This window comes from Enterobacteriaceae bacterium ESL0689 (assembly GCA_029433525.1).
Taxonomy (GTDB): Bacteria; Pseudomonadota; Gammaproteobacteria; order Enterobacterales; family Enterobacteriaceae; genus JAQTIF01.
Genome location: JAQTIF010000001.1, coordinates 88,384 through 107,228, shown reverse-complemented (window position 1 = coordinate 107,228; position 18,845 = coordinate 88,384). Strand labels below are relative to the sequence as shown.

The window sequence follows — 18,845 nt, the reverse complement described above, 5'->3', positions numbered from 1 at the left end:
ATCTCATTGAACTGTATGATATTAATAATGATTATTGTACTATTTTATTTACATTAAAGCGTTATTCATTCACGGACAGAATAATATTACGCCCCTGTTTTTTCGCTTCGTAAAGTGCGCTATCGGCTCTTTTTAAGGCACTGTTAAGATCAGCATGAGTGAGTGCCGTCATACCAATACTGATCGTCACATGGGTTGCGACACTGTCATTAAACATATGGGGAATTTTTAAATCGTAGACTTTTCTGCGGATACGCCCTGCGGTCAGCATGGCTGTTTCTGCGGTACAATTTGTCAGCAATACCATAAACTCTTCACCACCAAAACGCACTACAATGTCACGAGATCGCACGGCATTACGAATAGCAACAGAAACGCGGATCAATGCCTGATCTCCCATCATATGACCATAATTATCGTTATAGGATTTAAAATGGTCAATATCTATCAGTAATACATGATGGTCATTATCGTTGACCGCCAGAATATTCTCCAGCTGATACTGTAAGCCACGTCGATTATATAATCCAGTGAGCGGATCAAGCATACTAAGATTATTTAAATTGTTACGTTCTGATACCAGTTTATCGACCAGACTTTGCGTGAAATTCTCACTATTTTTCTGAATGATATTCTGAAAAGTAATTCCCATGACCGCGAGTATAAAATAGTAAGACATCCGTAACCATTGCTCACCATCGGCCAGGATCTGGCACATAATAAATGACGGGAGAGCGTATAATGTAAAAGCCAGTATATTATTGGTGAACGAAATGGCACCAATAAATAACATGCTGAATAAAGCGATAAGTAAAAAATTAAAAGAGGGTTGTGAGACGATAAAAAATTTCTCTGCGATATACCATGCCCATAACACACCGAAGACTAAAGCAATAAATAAAATATTTATCTTATGTTGTGAAAATTTCCAGTGCCATATTCCTGAAAGCGTACTGATGAACGTAATCAGCAAACAGGGTAAGTTCATCCTGACATCCGGAAACAGCGGACTAATCAATGAGAAGAGAGCAGAGATGAAGTTTAATGTCAAAAAGATTAATAAAGAATACTGATACTTTTTTCTATAATGTTTTTGCCAGGATTGTGCAGTCATGTAGATATATCGTTGTTAGCTATTAAATTCAAAAGCAATATATGCTAATAATTAGTTAGTATATACTATGTATTGTTAACTATAATAGCTGTATTAGTATATTAATGTTTCGCTTAATTTATCATTTTTATCAGTATGTGTCACCCGCATGAAACAAAAACTCACTGATCTTGAGAGCGTTAAATAAGAGCCTATCCCATTAGGCGTTATTGGCGCAGCCAGTTTGGACACGGACAGCGCGGAGAAACCGCAGCGTACACGGAGTACGTGAGGATTTCGAGCACTGCCCAGGGACAAAATGGCCAGTAAAATAGCCTAATGGGATAGGCTCTAAGAACCTGGCCAGATATCACTGGCTAAGCCACCCTGAGCACCCGCAGCGTATACCTGGCATTTTACGATTGGTCGATAGGGTGTAGCAGCAGATGGTTTATCGCTGATGGGATAAGGAAAAACAAGATAAAAATATGATAATGAGGCGCTAAGTCGGATAGCAAAAGAAATTCAGGATATTTGAATACAGGATAACCAGGCTGAGATATTCCTTAGTAATTAAAATATCACTTCGCTGGTGCGAGGAGGGGGACTTGAACCCCCACATCCGAAAGGACACTAACACCTGAAGCTAGCGCGTCTACCAATTCCGCCATCTTCGCACAGGGCGAGTAACATCGTTGTGATTTATGGTGCGAGGGGGGGGACTTGAACCCCCACGTCCGAAAGGACACTAACACCTGAAGCTAGCGCGTCTACCAATTCCGCCACCTTCGCATGCCATCGACACTGTCTTTATAAAGTGTCGTTATCACGGAGGCGCATTCTAGAGGTTTTCAGCTATACGTCAACAGTTAATTGTATCGTCGGACAGAAATTGTTGTAAAAATGTTCGAATCCAGCGCTGAGCGTATTAACACTGCTATCTACGACGCCGGTGATACATCACGGCACGATAGACTTTAAAGCGTCCTGTCCGGGCAATGACTTCATGACTACCAAATACCTCATCCAGCATATCCGGGTAGGGCAGGAAGGCATTGGCGACAATCCGCAATTCACCGCCGTGATTCAGATGATGTGCCGCACCGTGAATCAGAGCTTGTGCCGCCACCTGACTGGTTTGTAGTCCATCGTGAAAAGGCGGGTTGGATAAAATAATGTCAAAACTGCCTTTAACTTCAGAGAATACATCACTGGCGAAAACGTCCCCTGCCATGCCGTTTGCCGCCAGTGTAGCACGGCTGGCTTCTACTGCCGGGGCACTGGTATCACAGAGTGTTAAATCAACCCTGGGGGAATGGCTAGCGATAACAGCTGCCAGGACACCGGTTCCACAACCGACATCCAGTACGCTCCCCTGTACCGGCGATGTAAAGGTCGAAAGCAGTAACTGGCTGCCGGTATCCAGTCCATCACGACTAAATACACCCGGTAATGTTTTTATTATCAGGTTATCTAGCGGGTACGCATTCCAGAAAGTGTCTGGATCAAAATGTGGCTGCTGTGTGAGACAGCCATAATACAATCCGCAGCGGCGTGCGCTGTCTATTTTGTTCAGCGGTGCATAGTGTGTCAGTATCTGCTCAGCGCTGCGTACACCACTGCGATTTTCGCCAACGATAAAAATATCACTGCCCACAGGGAGTAATGAAAGCAGATTGATTAACTGGAAGTGTGCTTCCGGTTTATTCTTTGGCCAGTAATAAATCAATGTATTGCTATCCGCAATATCGCTGGCTTCAGCTACCAGACTAAAGCTGGCACGATCGCCCATTTGACGATTCAGTCTCTGCCAGTGATGGAATTGCTGGCTATGGACACGACTGGCGGCGGTTTTGATATGCGCCGGGAGGTCATCCTGTAAATCACCGGCAAACAGAACACGTGCGGATGCAAAATCGTCACGATGGCGTAGCAAGACTTCACTGGCCGGACTAAAAGCAGACATGAAACACTCCTTCATTGAAAACGAGAGTGATTATACACATTATCTCTGTGGCTGCCTCGTTGTTGGCAGCGATAAGAGAGATTTGCTATATTGCCAGCCTGATTAAAAGGAGCGTTGCACTATGACTTCCCGCCGGGACTGGCAATTACAACAGCTAGGGATTATTCGGTGGTCGCTGCGTCGTCCGGCAGTATTGCAGGGTGAAATTGCCCACTCGCTTCCGGAGCAAACTCGTCTGTTGATGGTGGCGGAAAATCTACCGTCATTAACTGAACCGCTGATCAGTGACATTTTACGTGCTCTGAATGTGACTGCCGCGCAGGTACTGCAACTGACGCCAACTCAGGTCGTCATGTTACAGGCAGATCGTGACTGCAATAGCTGGTGTCTGGGCACAGATATCTCCTTACCGCTGATGGGGGCGAGGATCTCAACTCCCACTTTTAATGAACTCCAGACCAGCGCGCTGGCACGTATGGCGCTCTGGCAACAAATTTGTACTCATGAACATCATTTCTACCCTCAGGGCAACTGATTTATCCCATGCCTGGCAAATAGAGCAACGCGCCCACGCTTTCCCGTGGAGTGAAAAAACATTTGCCAGCAATCAGGGCGATCACTATCTGAATTTCCGGCTGGAAGTGGATGGCGTCATGGCCGCCTTCGCAATTACACAAGTTGTCGCTGATGAGGCGACATTATTCAACATTGCGGTAGATCCGGCTTTTCAGCGTCGGGGCTTAGGACGGGCACTGCTGGAGCATGTGATTGCTGAAGTGGAAAAACGGCATATTGTGACCTTATGGCTGGAAGTCCGGGCCTCTAACCAGGCGGCGATAACGCTGTATAACAGCGCAGGTTTTCATCATGTCACCTTTCGTCGCGATTACTATCCTGCGGTCAATGGTCGTGAGGATGCGATAATTATGGCACTGCCGGTCAGTATGTAATCGGCGTGCATCCTCTAATAAGGTCGTATCATGATGTGGGATTGGATTTTTTTTGACGCCGATGAAACGCTGTTTACGTTCGATTCCTTTAGCGGTTTACAGCAGATGTTTCAGGGTTATAACGTCATTTTCACGGCGGAAGATTTTCAGGAATATCAGCTTATCAACAAACCGCTGTGGGTTGATTATCAAAACGGCGTTATCACCGCTTTACAGCTACAACATCGGCGTTTTTCCGCATGGGCTGAGCGCCTCCATGTGCCACCCACTGAACTGAATGACGCGTTCATCAACACCATGGCTGAAATCTGCCAGCCGCTGCCTGGTGCGCTATCACTCCTGAATGCGCTACAGGGTAAAGTGAAACTGGCCATTATCACTAATGGATTCACCGCATTGCAGCAGAAACGGCTGCACCGTACCGGGCTGGATCATCACTTTGATTTTTTGGTCATCTCTGAAGAAGTGGGTATCGCCAAGCCGGATGCCCGTATTTTTCATTATGCCTTAGCACAGGCAAACCATCCTGATCGTTTCCGGGTGCTGATGGTTGGGGATTCTGCCGAATCGGATATTGCTGGCGGAATGAATGCCGGGATCGCCACTTGCTGGCTGAATCATCGGCATGAGGCGCTACCTGCGGATATTCGTCCGGACTGGACGGTAAACTCATTAAGCGAGCTGGAACAGTTACTGTGTCAACAGATCTGATCCGCGCCTGGGGTTAACAGAGAAAATCGCCGCCAGTACGGTTATGCTATGCTCAGGAAGCAGCAAAATGTACAATCATTGGCATGAATTTTTCTTTGTACACCCCCTTGTACATACTGGAATAAAAAACATGACAATGAGCTCTTGTCCTGCAGAGGTCAGCAAAAGAAGAACCTTTGCAATTATCTCACACCCGGATGCCGGTAAAACCACGATCACCGAGAAGGTGCTACTGTTCGGACAAGCGATCCAGACGGCGGGTACGGTAAAAGGGCGTGGTTCCAGTCACCATGCCAAATCAGACTGGATGGAAATGGAAAAACAGCGTGGTATCTCGATCACCACTTCAGTGATGCAGTTTCCCTATAAAGCGTGCCTGATTAACTTACTGGACACCCCAGGGCATGAAGACTTTTCTGAAGACACTTACCGTACATTAACGGCTGTAGACTGTTGTCTGATGGTGATTGATGCCGCGAAAGGGGTAGAAGATCGTACCCGTAAGCTGATGGAGGTAACCCGCCTGCGTGATACCCCAATCCTCACTTTTATGAACAAACTTGACCGGGATATCCGCGATCCGCTGACGCTACTGGATGAAGTTGAAAATGAGCTATCGATTGCCTGTGCGCCGATCACCTGGCCGATTGGCTGCGGTAAACTGTTTAAGGGCGTCTATCATCTGTATAAAGATGAGGCTTACCTCTATCAGAGTGGACAAGGCCACACGATTCAGGAAGTCAGGGTTATTAAGGGGCTCGATAACCCACAACTGGACGAGGCCGTGGGCAAAGCGTTAGCGCAACAGTTACGTGACGAACTGGAGCTGGTGCAGGGAGCATCGAATACCTTTGATAAAGAGCTGTTTCTCGCCGGAGAAATCACGCCGGTATTTTTCGGTACTGCGTTAGGTAACTTTGGTGTTGACCATATGCTTGATGGTCTGGTCGAGTGGGCACCAGCACCGATGCCACGAAAAACTGACGCGCGCGTGGTGGTTGCAGAAGAAGAAAAATTCAGCGGTTTCGTCTTTAAAATTCAGGCCAATATGGATCCGAAACACCGTGACCGTATTGCTTTTATGCGTGTGGTATCCGGTAAATATGAAAAGGGTATGAAATTGCGCCAGGTACGTACCGGTAAAGATGTGGTCATTTCGGATGCCCTGACCTTTATGGCTGGCGATCGGGCACACATTGAAGAAGCGTGGCCAGGCGATATCATCGGCTTACACAACCACGGCACTATTCAGATTGGTGATACTTTCACCCAGGGCGAAATGATCAAATTTACCGGGATCCCGAACTTTGCGCCAGAACTGTTCCGCCGCATTCGCCTGAAAGATCCGCTCAAACAGAAACAACTGCTCAAAGGGCTGGTACAGCTATCTGAAGAGGGGGCGGTGCAGGTTTTTCGTCCTCTGGCGAATAATGATCTGATCGTGGGTGCTGTGGGGATATTGCAGTTTGACGTGGTTGTGGCGCGCCTGAAGAGTGAATATAACGTTGAGGCCATTTACGAAGCGGTGAATGTGGCGACTGCCCGCTGGGTGGACGCCAGCGATATCAAGAAACTGGATGAGTTTAAGCGGAAAAACGAGGTACAACTGGCGCTTGATGGCGGCGATAACCTGACCTATATCGCCCCGACCATGGTCAACCTCAACTTGACTCAGGAACGTTATCCTGACGTGACGTTCCGTAAAACGCGCGAACATTAATCTTTTGATGTCACACAACGGGAGTCAACCGCACTCAAAAGCGATAATGAGGATTTGTCATTATGTGGCCATTTATCGATACTCATTGTCATTTTGATTTTCCGCCGTTCACCGGGCATGAAACAGAAAGCCTTGCCCGGGCGGCGGAAAAGGGGGTGAGGCAGATTATCGTGCCCGCTATCGAAGCGGACAACTTCGCCAGAGTGCTGGCGCTGGCAGAGCGTCATGATGCTATCTATGCCGCTCTCGGATTACATCCGATAATAATTGAACATCATGATGAACAGAGCCTTGAGCAGCTTGCCACTTATGTGCAACATCGCCACTACAAGCTGGTTGCGATAGGCGAAATAGGGCTCGATCTCTATCGTCAAAATCCACAATTTGACCGTCAGCAAGCGCTGCTGGAGGCACAACTACAACTGGCAAAACGCTATGATCTGCCAGTTATTCTGCACTCCCGGCGCACTCACGATAAACTGGCGATGTTGCTAAGAAAGTATGCATTGCCCAGAACGGGCGTCGTACATGGTTTCGCCGGCAGCCTGCAACAGGCGCAGCGTTTTGTGCAATTGGGCTACAAAATAGGGGTTGGCGGAACCATCACCTATCAACGCGCCAGTAAAACCCGTCACGTCATGGCCACGTTGCCATTATCGGCATTAGTACTGGAAACCGATGCCCCTGATATGCCACTGAATGGCTATCAGGGGCAACCTAACCGGCCAGAGCGGATTGCGCAGGTTTTTGCTGCACTCTGTCAGTTGCGCCCGGAACCACAGCACGTGATTGCCCATACCTTATACCAAAATAGCCAGCAATTGTTTCGGCTTCAGTAATCTTGCTCTTGATTTTTCCTGTCAATAGTCGCCTGTAGAATCCTGAATCGTGCGTTATGAGCCGTTGATTCTTTCTTCCGGGCGACTATTATTTCAGCCTGAAGGATATTTTTTGTCCGTTAAATGTTACTATTATAACATTTCTCGTGCATGGAATTGCCCACTGACCCCACGCGATAATTTGTGCTGCCATACAAAAATAACGAGATTTTTTCCTGCCTCATGATGTATATTCACGCTATTCGGGTGTTATACAGAACATGTCGATTTTTCTAACTGTGATACATGTCGAAATGTGAGAAGATAAAAATGTTATAATAATCACATGTCTGTGTAATGAATAATATGTTAAGTCGGCACAGAAGCCGTCGGAGTATAAAATGACTGATTTATCCGCAAGCAGCCTGCGTGCTTTACAACTCATGGATCTGACTACCCTGAATGAGGATGACACCGACGAAAAGGTGATTAAGCTCTGCCATCAGGCGAAAACGCCGGTCGGCAATACCGCCGCCATCTGCATCTATCCACGTTTTATTCCCATTGCGCGTAAAACCCTCAACCAACAGGGTACGCCAGATATTCATATCGCCACCGTCACTAATTTTCCGCATGGTAATGATGATATTGATATCGCGCTGGCAGAAACACGCGCGGCCATTGCTTACGGCGCCGATGAAGTGGATGTCGTCTTTCCGTATCGCGCACTGATCGCGGGTAACGAAAAAGTCGGGTTTGAACTGGTGAAAGCCTGTAAGGAAGCCTGTGCCGCCGCTAATGTATTGCTGAAAGTGATCATCGAAACCGGCGAACTGAAAACAGAAGCCCTGATTCGGAAAGCATCGGAAATTGCCATCAAGGCAGGTGCCGATTTTATTAAAACCTCGACTGGTAAAGTTCCGGTCAACGCAACGCCGGAAAGCGCGCGTATTATGCTGGAAGTGATCCGTGATATGGGTGTGGCGAAAACGGTGGGCTTTAAACCGGCAGGGGGAGTACGTACCGCAGAAGATGCGCAGCATTATCTGGCGATTGCCGATGAACTGTTTGGCGCAGAGTGGGCCGACTCCCGCCACTACCGCTTTGGCGCTTCCAGCTTACTGGCAAGCTTGCTGAAAGCATTGGGTCATGGTGATGGTAAAAGCTCCAGTCATTACTAATTCTCTTTGCTGCGGCAGATAATCTGCCGCACTTCACTTTGATACCTGGGAGGGACTTTGTTTCTCGCACAAGAAATTATCCGTAAAAAACGTGATGGTCATCCATTAAGCGATGATGAAATCCGTTTTTTCATTAATGGGATCCGTGATAACACTATCTCGGAAGGACAAATCGCTGCACTGGCGATGACTATCTTCTTTCATGATATGTCGATGCCAGAACGTGTTTCTCTGACGATGGCAATGCGTGATTCGGGTACTGTTCTGAACTGGAAAGGACTCAATCTCCACGGCCCGATCGTCGATAAGCACTCTACCGGTGGGGTGGGTGATGTCACATCACTGATGCTGGGACCGATGGTGGCAGCTTGTGGCGGGTATGTACCGATGATCTCCGGGCGTGGCCTTGGTCATACCGGTGGTACTCTCGACAAACTGGAAGCGATACCCGGTTTTGACATCTTCCCGAATGATGACCGTTTCCGTACCATCATCAAAGAGGTGGGCGTGGCGATTATCGGCCAGACCAGCTCGCTGGCACCGGCTGACAAACGCTTCTATGCCACCCGTGACATTACCGCAACCGTTGACTCCATCCCCCTGATCACCGCTTCGATTCTGGCGAAAAAGCTGGCGGAAGGTCTTGATGCTCTGGTCATGGATGTGAAAACAGGCAGCGGCGCTTTTATGCCGACCTATGAACTTTCTACCGCGCTGGCGGAAGCGATCGTTGGTGTGGCGAATGGATCGGGCGTGCGCACCACCGCGCTGCTAACCGACATGAATCAAGTGCTGGCATCCAGCGCCGGGAATGCGGTTGAAGTCCGCGAGGCTGTGCAATTCCTGACCGGAGAATATCGCAATCCACGACTGTTTGACGTCACGATGGCATTGTGTGTCGAAATGTTAATCTCTGGCAAACTGGCGCGCGACGAAGCAGAAGCGCGACAGAAGTTGCAGGCGGTACTGGACAATGGCCAGGCGGCAGAGCGTTTTGGCCGGATGGTCGCAGCGCAAAACGGGCCGAATGATTTTATCGATAATTATGATAAATATTTACCGGCTGCCCCTCTGCATCGGGCCGTTTATGCTAAAGGCGAAGGCTTTGTATCTGAAATGGATACCCGCGCGTTAGGCATGGCGGTGGTATCAATGGGTGGAGGACGCCGTCAGGCATCTGATCCGATTGACTACAGCGTTGGCTTAACGGATGTGGTTTGCCTTGGGGATCGTGTTGATAGTCAACGGCCATTAGCCATGATCCATGCCAGAGATGAAGCGAGCTGGCAGGAAGCGGCCAAAGCAGTACAGGCAGCGATGACACTGGCCAATACGGCAGCGGAAAAAACGCCGACAGTTTATCGTCGGATAACCGAATAACCGTATGTCATATGACAGACGGGATCGCTTTTTTATAGCGTCAAAAAGTATGGAGGCTCCACTATGAAGCGTGCATTTATTATGGTTCTGGACTCTTTCGGCATAGGCGCAGCGGAAGACGCCGCTCGTTTTGGCGATCAGGGCTCAGACACACTGGGACACATTGCAGAAGAGTGTGCCAAAGGAAACGCCAGTCATGGACGGCAGGGGCCGCTGAATTTGCCTAATCTCACTCGCCTCGGACTGGCAAAAGCACACGAAGGATCTACCGGCACCATCCCGCCAGGCATGGATGGTCAGGCTGATATCGTCGGTGCTTATGGATGGGCACAGGAAATATCTTCTGGTAAAGATACACCATCAGGCCACTGGGAAATTGCGGGTGTACCGGTGCTGTTTGACTGGGGCTATTTCGATGATACTGAAAATAGTTTTCCCCAGGAATTACTGGATACGCTGGTTAAGCGTGCAAAATTACCGGGCTATCTCGGGAATTGCCACTCGTCCGGTACGGTCATTTTGGATAAGCTTGGCGAAGAGCATATGAGAACCGGCAAACCGATTTTCTATACCTCGGCTGACTCCGTATTCCAGATTGCCTGTCACGAACAGACTTATGGCCTTGATAAACTGTATGAACTGTGCGAAATCGCGCGTGAAGAGTTAACAAAAGGTGGCTACAATATCGGCCGGGTCATTGCGCGTCCGTTTATTGGCGATAAAGCGGGGCATTTCCAGCGTACCGGCAATCGCCATGATCTGGCAGTAGAACCGCCTTCAGCGACCATCCTGCAGAAACTGGTGGATGAGAAAGGTGGCCACGTGGTGTCCGTCGGTAAAATTGCGGATATCTATGCCAACTGTGGGATCACTAAAAAGGTCAAAGCCACGGGGCTGGATGCGCTATTTGATGCCACCATCAAAGAGATAAAAGAGGCGGGAGACAAAACCATAGTCTTCACTAACTTCGTCGATTTTGACTCTTCCTGGGGACACCGCCGTGATGTTTCAGGTTATGCTGCCGGACTGGAACTGTTTGATCGCCGCCTGCCGGAACTTATGGAACTGGTCGGAGAAGACGACATTCTGATCCTCACCGCGGATCACGGATGTGACCCGACATGGAGCGGCACTGACCATACCCGTGAACACATTCCGGTGCTGGTGTATGGCCCCAAAGTGAAACCAGGATCACTGGGTCACCGTACCACCTTTGCGGATATCGGCCAGACCCTGGCGAAATATTTCGCCACCTCCGATATGGAATATGGTAAAGCCATGTTCTGACAATCCTGGGCGGGGCTTTCCCCGCCCTTTATCGTTAAAACAACAGGATAAAATAATGGCAACTCCTCACATTAATGCTGAAATGGGTGATTTCGCCGATGTTGTGCTGATGCCGGGTGATCCTCTGCGGGCTAAATACATTGCGGAAACTTTTCTGAAAGAGGCACGGGAAGTCAACCATGTGCGCGGGATGCTGGGTTTCACCGGCACCTATAAAGGCCGCAAAATTTCGGTGATGGGACATGGTATGGGCATACCTTCCTGCTCTATTTATACCAAAGAACTCATCACTGAATTTGGCGTGAAGAAGATTATCCGTGTTGGTTCCTGTGGCGCAGTCCGTCCTGATGTAAAAGTCCGTGATGTGGTCATCGGCATGGGTGCTTGTACTGACTCTAAAGTTAATCGCCTGCGCTTTAAAGATCACGACTTTGCCGCGATTGCTGATTTCGGCATGGTACGTGATGCTGTCGATGCGGCAAAAGCATTGGGTATTGAAACACGAGTCGGTAATCTGTTCTCGGCGGATCTGTTTTACACACCGGACCCCTCCATGTTCGACGTGATGGAAAAATATGGCATTCTGGGCATCGAGATGGAAGCGGCGGGTATCTATGGTGTGGCGGCAGAGTACGGAGCGAAAGCGCTGGCTATCTGCACCATCTCTGATCATCTCCGCACGCATGAAGAAACCACCGCTGAGGAACGACAGACTACCTTTAATGATATGATTAACATCGCGCTCGAATCCGTCCTGCTGGGGGATAAAGCCTGATTGAAGCCGCTCTCTGGGGGTAGAGAGAGCGGTTATGTCACAATTAAGAGCCTGGCCCATTAGGCTATTTTACTTGCCATTTTGTCCCTGGGCAGTGCTCGAAATCCTCACGTACTCCGTGTACGCTGCGGTTTCTCCGCGCTGTCCGTGTCCAGACTCTAACGCGTTTAAAATACAGCGGCCTTTTTTGAGATCATAATGATTAACCGTAAAGGCCTCTAAGTATTTTTCCGGTGGTTATTCTTTTGGGTAACAACTCATTCCAATTCGTCATTTCATTTGATCTGCATAGCATCCTATAGTCACAGCTCATCTATCCTGCTATCAGTCAGTTATGCTCTGGTGAATAATAATATTCATTAACATATATAGAACTTTGATAGTGAATCTATCTTCATACCTGGCGATTTTCCCCGGCTGTCGGAGTCCGGACGGCCTGCACGAATAATGCCTGGTGGTCAGGCGCTTGAGGAAAAGTTATGGATCGAAAACGGCTGACGCATTTGCGGCAACTGGAGGCGGAAAGCATCTTTATTATTCGCGAGGTCGCGGCCGGGTTTGCTAATCCAACGATGTTGTACTCCATCGGCAAAGATTCCAGTGTGATGTTACATCTGGCACGTAAAGCATTTTATCCCGGAACGCTGCCTTTCCCCTTGTTGCACGTTGATACCGGGTGGAAATTTCGCGAAATGTATGAATTTCGTGATCGCACGGCCAGGGATTATGGTTGTGAGTTGCTGGTATATAAAAACCCGCAAGGCGTAGCAATGGGAATAAACCCCTTTGTTCACGGTAGCGCTAAACATACTGATATTATGAAAACCGAAGGGCTTAAGCAGGCGCTGGAAAAATACGGCTTTGATGCTGCGTTTGGTGGTGCCCGACGCGATGAAGAAAAATCCCGGGCGAAAGAACGGATTTACTCTTTTCGCGACCGTTTTCATCGCTGGGACCCGAAAAATCAGCGCCCGGAATTATGGCATAACTATAACGGTCAGATTAATAAAGGCGAAAGCATCCGTGTATTCCCGCTGTCTAACTGGACCGAGCTGGATATCTGGCAATACATCTATCTGGAAAATATCGCCATTGTCCCGCTGTATCTGGCAGCTGAACGTCCGGTGATTGAGCGGGAAGGAATGTTGATCATGGTGGATGATGATCGTATCGAGTTACGGCCCGGTGAAGTTATCAGCAAAAAGAAGGTTCGTTTTCGTACCCTCGGCTGCTGGCCGCTCACCGGAGCCATAGAGTCTGATGCCCAATCCCTGCCGGAAATTATTGAAGAAATGTTGATCTCGACGACCAGTGAACGCCAGGGACGAATGATTGATCGTGATCAGTCTGGTTCTATGGAGCTAAAAAAACGTCAGGGCTACTTCTAAGGAATCGTCATGAATACAACGATTGTCCAGCAAATAGCACAGGAAGGCGGTGTGGAAGCATATCTGCGTGCCCAGCAAGACAAAAGCCTGTTACGCTTCCTGACCTGTGGTAGCGTTGATGATGGAAAAAGTACCTTGATTGGTCGTTTGCTACATGATACCCGCCAGATTTATGAAGATCAGCTTTTATCGCTGCATAATGATAGTAAGCGCCATGGTACTCAGGGCGAAAAACTGGATCTGGCGCTGCTGGTGGATGGTCTGCAGGCCGAACGTGAGCAGGGAATTACCATCGATGTGGCTTATCGCTATTTCTCTACCGGGAAACGTAAATTTATTATTGCGGACACCCCAGGACATGAGCAGTACACCCGCAATATGGCCACTGGCGCGTCTACCTGTGAACTGGCTATTTTATTGATTGATGCGCGAAAAGGTGTGCTCGATCAGACCCGTCGCCACAGTTTCATTTCGACATTACTGGGCATTAAACACCTGGTTGTGGCGATTAACAAAATGGATCTGGTTAATTTCAGTGAAGATATTTTTAACACTATTCGCCAGCAGTACCAGACATTCGCCCATCAGTTGCCTGGCGATAATCTGGATATTCATTTTATCCCGCTGTCAGCGCTGGAGGGGGACAACGTCGCGTCCCGCAGCGCACATATGCCGTGGTATCGCGGACAAACATTGCTGGAATTACTGAATAGCATTGAAATATATCGTACCACTGACAATCAGCCGTTACGGTTTCCGGTGCAGTATGTCAATCGGCCCAACCTCGATTTTCGTGGCTTTTCTGGCACGGTGGCTTCCGGTGTGGTCAGGGTTGGGCAAGCGGTAAAAGTGTTGCCGTCGGGTACTGAATCCTGTGTTACCCGCATTGTGACGTTTGACGGTGATTTACAACAAGCGGGCGTGGATGAAGCGATTACGCTTGTTCTGCAGGATGAGATCGATATCAGCCGTGGCGACCTACTGGTAGATGCACAGGAGACGTTAGCCGCCGTACATGGTGCACGTGTCGATGTCGTATGGATGGCCAGTCAGCCGCTGACCGCGGGTCAGAGTTACGATATCAAAATCGCCGGTAAGAAAACCCGCGCCAGCGTCGACAAGGTTATCTATCAGGTTGATATTAATAATCTGACGCATTGTGCCGCAGCGTCCCTGCCACTGAACGGTATCGGTCTGGTTGATTTGATTTTCGACGAACCGCTGGTGGTCGACAAATATCAAGATAATCCGGTAACTGGTGGCCTTATCTTTATCGATCGGCTGTCCAATGCCACTGTCGGGGCAGGAATGATACGCGAGCCGCAGGAACAAAATTCGCCACGCCAGGTGAGTGAATTTGAACGCGAGCTAAATCAACTGATCCGTAAACACTTCCCACACTGGCATGCCCGTGATGTGTCAGGAGGTAAATAGTGGTCTTGTGTGATGAAAATATCGTCTGGCATAGCCATCCGATCACCCAACAACAACGTGAGCAACATCATGGTCATCGCGGTGTGGTATTGTGGTTTACCGGCTTATCGGGGAGCGGCAAATCCACGGTAGCCGGAGCGCTGGAAGAAGCTTTATATCAACGTGCGATCAGTACCTATTTACTGGATGGCGATAATCTGCGTCATGGTTTATGCAGTGATCTTGGTTTTAGTGATGCTGATCGCCAGCAGAACATTCGTCGGGCAGGAGAAGTGGCGAAATTAATGGCAGATGCCGGGCTGGTTGTGCTGACGGCTTTTATTTCCCCCCACCGTCGCGAGCGACAATATGTGCGTGAACGGCTGGGGGAGGGGCATTTTATTGAAATTTTTGTCGATACGCCGTTGGCGGTTTGTGAGGCGCGGGACCCAAAAGGACTCTATAAAAAAGCGCGTGCTGGTCAATTAGATCATTTTACCGGCATTGATTCACAATATGAGCCTCCCGAAGAGGCAGAAATCCATCTGGATGGGGAACAACCGGTCACAATATTAGTGCGCCAGTTATTAGATCTCCTCAGCGAACGAAATATTATTCGTTCCTGACACCAGGATAAAATTACGGATAGGCTCTTCTCTCTGGCTATCAGCTTTGTTGATCGCCGATCCCCGTATATGCGGCATAGTTATTACCAGTGCTTTTTTGCCGAAGCAAACGGGTCTGGGTATCGGTGGCAAAAATGTGTTACATTCCTGGCGACAGAAAGCACATCTTGATGGCGGCGTTTTTCAGGGGGTGAGATGGGGAAGTTAACATTTTTACTATTGGCTTTGCTGATTTGGTTACAGTATTCTCTATGGTTCGGTAAAAATGGTCTGCATGACTATCGTCGGGTATATGATGACGTTGCTGCACAGCAAGCGACGAACAATAAATTAAAGGCACGTAACGAACAGTTATTCGCGGAAATTGACGATCTGAACGGCGGTCAGGAAGCGATCGAAGAGCGTGCGCGCAATGAATTAAGTATGATCCGACCGGGCGAAACATTTTATCGTCTGATCCCCGATGCGTCTAAACGTACTCCGCCGGAAACGACACAAAATACACAGAATAATCAATAAACAAACGCAGGATGATGTCATGGCAGCCACATTAGCTGGCATTTATGCCGTAGTACCGGCAGCTGGTCTCGGTCGTCGTATGCAAGCAGCATGCCCGAAACAATATCTCTCAATCGGTAATAAAACCCTTCTCGAACACTCCGTGGCAGCATTACTGGCAAACGTCAATATTCAGCGCATCGTGATCGTGGTGACGCCAGGCGACACCCGCTTTCACCAGCTGCCACTGGCTCATCATGCACAAATCACGGTTGTTGAGGGTGGGGCTGAGCGGGCTGATTCAGTGCTGGCCGGTTTGCAGGCACTGCCCAAAGAGGCTGAATGGGTTGTGGTGCATGATGCGGCGCGTCCATGTCTGCAACAGGACGATCTCAATCGTTTGCTGGCATTGCGTCAAACCAGTCAGACGGGAGGCATTCTTGCCACCCCTGTTCGCGATACCATGAAACACGCGGAGCCGGGTAAACCGATCATTGCACACACGGTCGATCGCAGGGATCTGTGGCATGCGCTGACGCCGCAATTTTTCCCGCGTCAGCTGCTGATCAACTGTCTGAGGCGAGCACTGAAAGAGCGCGTCACTATCACCGATGAAGCGTCGGCAATGGAGCATTGTGGTTTCCATCCTGCACTGATCGTCGGTCGGGCTGATAATATTAAAGTGACCTGTCCGGAAGATCTGCCGCTGGCAGAGTTTTACCTTACCCGTTCCCGCTATCTGGAGAAAGTTTAATGCGAATTGGACACGGTTTTGATGTACACGCTTTTGGTGGCGAAGGCCCGATCATGATAGGTGGGGTGCGTATTCCCTATGATAAAGGATTAGTGGCGCACTCTGATGGGGATGTGGCTCTGCATGCGTTGACGGATGCACTGCTGGGTGCCGCTGGACTGGGAGATATCGGTAAACTTTTCCCGGATACGGATCCCGCTTTCAAAGGCGCAGACAGCCGCGAATTATTGCGTCAAGCCTGGCGCCAGGTTCAGTCCAGAGGTTATATTGCTGGAAATGTGGATATGACGATTATTGCCCAGGCACCCAAAATGCTGCCGCATATTCCCCGTATGCGCATGGTTATCGCTGAGGATTTGCGTTGTCACGTCGATGATATCAACGTAAAAGCGACCACCACTGAAAAACTGGGTTTTGTCGGCCGTGGTGAAGGTATTGCCTGTGAAGCCGTGGTGTTACTGCGTAAGGTTCAGTCGTGATCGCTTTTAATGATCTGACCTGGCTGCATGGTCAGCCCCGCGCATCGGGCAAATTAAAAACCTGTCCGGAAGATTTTATTGTCGTTGAAGATCTTGGTTTTAAGCCGGATGGCGCGGGTGAACATCTGCTGGTACGGATACTGAAAAAAGAGTGTAATACCCGTTTTGTTGCCGACGCGCTGGCAAAATTCCTGAAAATTCCGGCCCGTGAAGTCAGTTTCGCTGGCCAAAAAGATAAACATGCTGTCGCTGAACAGTGGCTGTGTGCCCGTCTTCCGGGTAAAGCAATGCCTGATTTGCACACCTTTCAACTGCCGGGGTGTCAGGTGCTGGAGTATACACGTCATCAACGTAAACTGCGCCCTGGCACCCTGAAAGGTAATCAGTTTGATTTAATTTTACGCGAGATCAGCGATCGTGATGATGTTGAACAACGCTTACAGGCGATCAGCAAACAAGGAGTGCCAAACTATTTTGGCGCTCAGCGTTTTGGTCTCGGTGGTAGTAATTTGCTGGCGGCGCGCCACTGGGCAGAGCATCCCGCAGCGGGGCGTGATCGCAATAAACGAAGCTTTTGGTTATCGGCAGCGCGTAGTAGCTTGTTTAATCAACAAGTCAGTATTAGATTAAGAAAACCAGATTTTAATCGGATTGTTGATGGCGACGTACTACAATTAGCCGGGCGCGGAAGTTGGTTTGTTGCGATATGTGAAGAGCGCGACCCGCTACAGGCAAGGGTGGATAACCGTGAGCTGATGATTACAGCGGCACTACCCGGTAGCGGTGAGTGGGGCAGTCAGCGCGATGCGTTGATGGCTGAGCGTTCAGCACTAGCCGATGAACTGCCACTGCAGGAACTGTTAATGCGTGAAAAAGTGGTTGCAGCACGCCGGGCTATGCTGCTCTATCCACAACAGATGTACTGGAACTGGTGGGATGACGCCACCGTTGAAGTACGTTTCTGGTTGCCAGCGGGCAGCTTCGCGACCAGCGTGGTAAGGGAACTTATCAATATAACGAATGATTATGCGACTATTGCCAAATAACGATAACAGGTTTCACAGGCTGGGCAGGCATATTCTGCGATCGGTTTTTGATTCGTCTGTCAGGCCTGGCGGCGGGTGACTGACAGGTAGAATACATCATGGTAAATAAGCGTATCGAAAGCCTGCTGAATCAGCTACGTACTCAGGGAATTACTGATGAGCGAGTACTGGAAGCGCTCTCTCTTGTGCCGCGCGAAAAGTTCGTTGATGAAGCCTTTGAACATAAAGCATGGGATAACACAGCCTTACCTATTGGTCTGGGGCAAACGATCTCGCAGCCCTATATTGTCGCCAGAATGACGGCATTACTGATGCTGAAACCGGAATCGCGGGTGCTGGAAATTGGCACCGGATCAGGCTATCAGACAGCAATTCTGGCTCATCTGGTTGATCATGTTTGCTCGGTTGAGCGAATTAAATCCTTACAATGGCAAGCGCGTCGCCGTCTGAAGCAACTGGACTTACATAATATTTCAACACGTCATGGTGATGGCTGGGAGGGCTGGCAGGCTCGCGCGCCCTTTGATGCTATCATTGTGACTGCCGCCCCGGCAGAAATACCGGCAGCGTTGCTGGCACAATTGGCTGAAGGGGGAACGCTGGTTCTGCCTGTTGGTGATGAGCATCAGCTACTGAAACGGATCCGCCGTCGCGGCAGTGAGTTTCTGATTGATACTATCGAGACAGTGCGCTTTGTTCCTCTGTTACAAGGAGAACTAACATGATAGTAAAATTAATAAAGTTTGTTAGTTTGATTCAG

The 18,845-nt window shown here is 49.1% G+C and carries 19 protein-coding genes and 2 tRNA genes; 17 read left to right on the top strand and 4 right to left on the bottom strand.

The window, feature by feature from the left end; all coding sequences use genetic code 11:
* Positions 1-61: 61 nt before the first annotated feature.
* The 4 genes from PT300_00590 to rsmC all read right to left on the bottom strand — a co-directional run bounded on the left by PT300_00590 (position 62) and on the right by rsmC (position 3,059).
* Positions 62-1,114 carry a GGDEF domain-containing protein gene (locus tag PT300_00590; protein MDF7679198.1) on the bottom strand — a complete coding sequence of 351 codons (1,053 nt, stop codon included), beginning with the start codon at positions 1,112-1,114 and terminating at the stop codon, positions 62-64.
* Positions 1,115-1,683: 569 nt separating this feature from the next.
* Positions 1,684-1,770 (bottom strand) — tRNA-Leu (locus tag PT300_00585).
* Positions 1,771-1,798: 28 nt separating this feature from the next.
* Positions 1,799-1,885: transfer RNA gene (locus tag PT300_00580), tRNA-Leu, on the bottom strand.
* Positions 1,886-2,030: 145 nt separating this feature from the next.
* Entirely contained in the window at positions 2,031-3,059 is a 1,029-nt protein-coding gene (gene rsmC / locus PT300_00575; protein ID MDF7679197.1) for a 16S rRNA (guanine(1207)-N(2))-methyltransferase RsmC, read from the bottom strand.
* Between the two features lie 121 nt (positions 3,060-3,180).
* Here rsmC and PT300_00570 point away from each other — a divergent pair, with 121 nt between their 5' ends.
* From PT300_00570 to PT300_00490, 17 genes are all read left to right on the top strand, one after another.
* On the top strand, positions 3,181-3,594 hold the full coding sequence (locus PT300_00570; GenBank protein ID MDF7679196.1) for a DNA polymerase III subunit psi: 414 nt from the start codon (positions 3,181-3,183) through the stop codon (positions 3,592-3,594).
* A complete protein-coding gene (rimI, locus tag PT300_00565) occupies positions 3,563-4,009 on the top strand; it encodes a ribosomal protein S18-alanine N-acetyltransferase (protein MDF7679195.1) in 447 nt (148 codons plus the stop codon). Before PT300_00570 ends, rimI begins: the two co-directional genes overlap by 32 nt.
* Positions 4,010-4,039: 30 nt before the next feature.
* Positions 4,040-4,720 (top strand): pyrimidine 5'-nucleotidase, encoded by a 681-nt coding sequence (yjjG, locus tag PT300_00560; GenBank protein MDF7679194.1) that lies wholly within the window; start codon positions 4,040-4,042, stop codon positions 4,718-4,720.
* Between the two features lie 130 nt (positions 4,721-4,850).
* Positions 4,851-6,440, top strand: coding sequence for a peptide chain release factor 3 (gene prfC, locus PT300_00555; GenBank protein MDF7679193.1), 1,590 nt, complete (start codon positions 4,851-4,853; stop codon positions 6,438-6,440).
* A 59-nt stretch (positions 6,441-6,499) separates the two neighbouring features.
* Complete coding sequence (locus PT300_00550; GenBank protein MDF7679192.1) at positions 6,500-7,279, top strand: TatD family hydrolase; 780 nt, start codon at positions 6,500-6,502, stop codon at positions 7,277-7,279.
* A 380-nt stretch (positions 7,280-7,659) separates the two neighbouring features.
* Positions 7,660-8,439, top strand: a complete 780-nt coding sequence (deoC, locus tag PT300_00545) for a deoxyribose-phosphate aldolase (GenBank protein ID MDF7679191.1) — start codon at positions 7,660-7,662, stop codon at positions 8,437-8,439.
* Between the two features lie 57 nt (positions 8,440-8,496).
* On the top strand, positions 8,497-9,819 hold the full coding sequence (deoA, locus tag PT300_00540) for a thymidine phosphorylase (protein ID MDF7679190.1): 1,323 nt from the start codon (positions 8,497-8,499) through the stop codon (positions 9,817-9,819).
* A gap of 63 nt (positions 9,820-9,882) precedes the next feature.
* A complete protein-coding gene (gene deoB / locus PT300_00535; GenBank protein ID MDF7679189.1) occupies positions 9,883-11,106 on the top strand; it encodes a phosphopentomutase in 1,224 nt (407 codons plus the stop codon).
* Between the two features lie 55 nt (positions 11,107-11,161).
* Complete coding sequence (deoD, locus tag PT300_00530) at positions 11,162-11,881, top strand: purine-nucleoside phosphorylase (GenBank protein MDF7679188.1); 720 nt, start codon at positions 11,162-11,164, stop codon at positions 11,879-11,881.
* Positions 11,882-12,360: 479 nt separating this feature from the next.
* Positions 12,361-13,269 carry a sulfate adenylyltransferase subunit CysD gene (gene cysD / locus PT300_00525; GenBank protein MDF7679187.1) on the top strand — a complete coding sequence of 303 codons (909 nt, stop codon included), beginning with the start codon at positions 12,361-12,363 and terminating at the stop codon, positions 13,267-13,269.
* A 9-nt stretch (positions 13,270-13,278) separates the two neighbouring features.
* Positions 13,279-14,703, top strand: coding sequence for a sulfate adenylyltransferase subunit CysN (cysN, locus tag PT300_00520; GenBank protein MDF7679186.1), 1,425 nt, complete (start codon positions 13,279-13,281; stop codon positions 14,701-14,703).
* Complete coding sequence (gene cysC, locus PT300_00515) at positions 14,703-15,308, top strand: adenylyl-sulfate kinase (protein MDF7679185.1); 606 nt, start codon at positions 14,703-14,705, stop codon at positions 15,306-15,308. The genes cysN and cysC overlap by 1 nt, the downstream gene beginning before the upstream one ends.
* 195 nt (positions 15,309-15,503) lie before the next feature.
* The gene (gene ftsB / locus PT300_00510; protein ID MDF7679184.1) at positions 15,504-15,827 is read left to right on the top strand and encodes a cell division protein FtsB; all 324 of its coding nucleotides are present in this window, start codon (positions 15,504-15,506) and stop codon (positions 15,825-15,827) included.
* A gap of 19 nt (positions 15,828-15,846) precedes the next feature.
* Complete coding sequence (gene ispD / locus PT300_00505) at positions 15,847-16,560, top strand: 2-C-methyl-D-erythritol 4-phosphate cytidylyltransferase (protein ID MDF7679183.1); 714 nt, start codon at positions 15,847-15,849, stop codon at positions 16,558-16,560.
* Positions 16,560-17,039 (top strand): 2-C-methyl-D-erythritol 2,4-cyclodiphosphate synthase, encoded by a 480-nt coding sequence (gene ispF, locus PT300_00500; GenBank protein ID MDF7679182.1) that lies wholly within the window; start codon positions 16,560-16,562, stop codon positions 17,037-17,039. Before ispD ends, ispF begins: the two co-directional genes overlap by 1 nt.
* Positions 17,036-18,085 (top strand): tRNA pseudouridine(13) synthase TruD, encoded by a 1,050-nt coding sequence (truD, locus tag PT300_00495; GenBank protein ID MDF7679181.1) that lies wholly within the window; start codon positions 17,036-17,038, stop codon positions 18,083-18,085. Before ispF ends, truD begins: the two co-directional genes overlap by 4 nt.
* A 98-nt stretch (positions 18,086-18,183) precedes the next feature.
* A complete protein-coding gene (locus PT300_00490; GenBank protein MDF7679180.1) occupies positions 18,184-18,810 on the top strand; it encodes a protein-L-isoaspartate(D-aspartate) O-methyltransferase in 627 nt (208 codons plus the stop codon).
* Positions 18,811-18,845 lie beyond the last annotated feature (35 nt).

Excerpts from the sequence above, each read along its gene's own strand:
- PT300_00590 (MDF7679198.1), bottom strand. The coding sequence starts at position 1,114 with ATGACTGCACAATCCTGGCAAAAACATTATAGAAAAAAGTATCAGTAT.
- rsmC (MDF7679197.1), bottom strand. The coding sequence starts at position 3,059 with ATGTCTGCTTTTAGTCCGGCCAGTGAAGTCTTGCTACGCCATCGTGAC.
- PT300_00570 (MDF7679196.1), top strand. The coding sequence starts at position 3,181 with ATGACTTCCCGCCGGGACTGGCAATTACAACAGCTAGGGATTATTCGG.
- rimI (MDF7679195.1), top strand. The coding sequence starts at position 3,563 with ATGAACATCATTTCTACCCTCAGGGCAACTGATTTATCCCATGCCTGG.
- yjjG (MDF7679194.1), top strand. The coding sequence starts at position 4,040 with ATGATGTGGGATTGGATTTTTTTTGACGCCGATGAAACGCTGTTTACG.
- prfC (MDF7679193.1), top strand. The coding sequence starts at position 4,851 with ATGACAATGAGCTCTTGTCCTGCAGAGGTCAGCAAAAGAAGAACCTTT.
- deoC (MDF7679191.1), top strand. The coding sequence starts at position 7,660 with ATGACTGATTTATCCGCAAGCAGCCTGCGTGCTTTACAACTCATGGAT.
- deoB (MDF7679189.1), top strand. The coding sequence starts at position 9,883 with ATGAAGCGTGCATTTATTATGGTTCTGGACTCTTTCGGCATAGGCGCA.
- deoD (MDF7679188.1), top strand. The coding sequence starts at position 11,162 with ATGGCAACTCCTCACATTAATGCTGAAATGGGTGATTTCGCCGATGTT.
- cysD (MDF7679187.1), top strand. The coding sequence starts at position 12,361 with ATGGATCGAAAACGGCTGACGCATTTGCGGCAACTGGAGGCGGAAAGC.
- cysN (MDF7679186.1), top strand. The coding sequence starts at position 13,279 with ATGAATACAACGATTGTCCAGCAAATAGCACAGGAAGGCGGTGTGGAA.
- ftsB (MDF7679184.1), top strand. The coding sequence starts at position 15,504 with ATGGGGAAGTTAACATTTTTACTATTGGCTTTGCTGATTTGGTTACAG.
- ispD (MDF7679183.1), top strand. The coding sequence starts at position 15,847 with ATGGCAGCCACATTAGCTGGCATTTATGCCGTAGTACCGGCAGCTGGT.
- ispF (MDF7679182.1), top strand. The coding sequence starts at position 16,560 with ATGCGAATTGGACACGGTTTTGATGTACACGCTTTTGGTGGCGAAGGC.
- PT300_00490 (MDF7679180.1), top strand. The coding sequence starts at position 18,184 with ATGGTAAATAAGCGTATCGAAAGCCTGCTGAATCAGCTACGTACTCAG.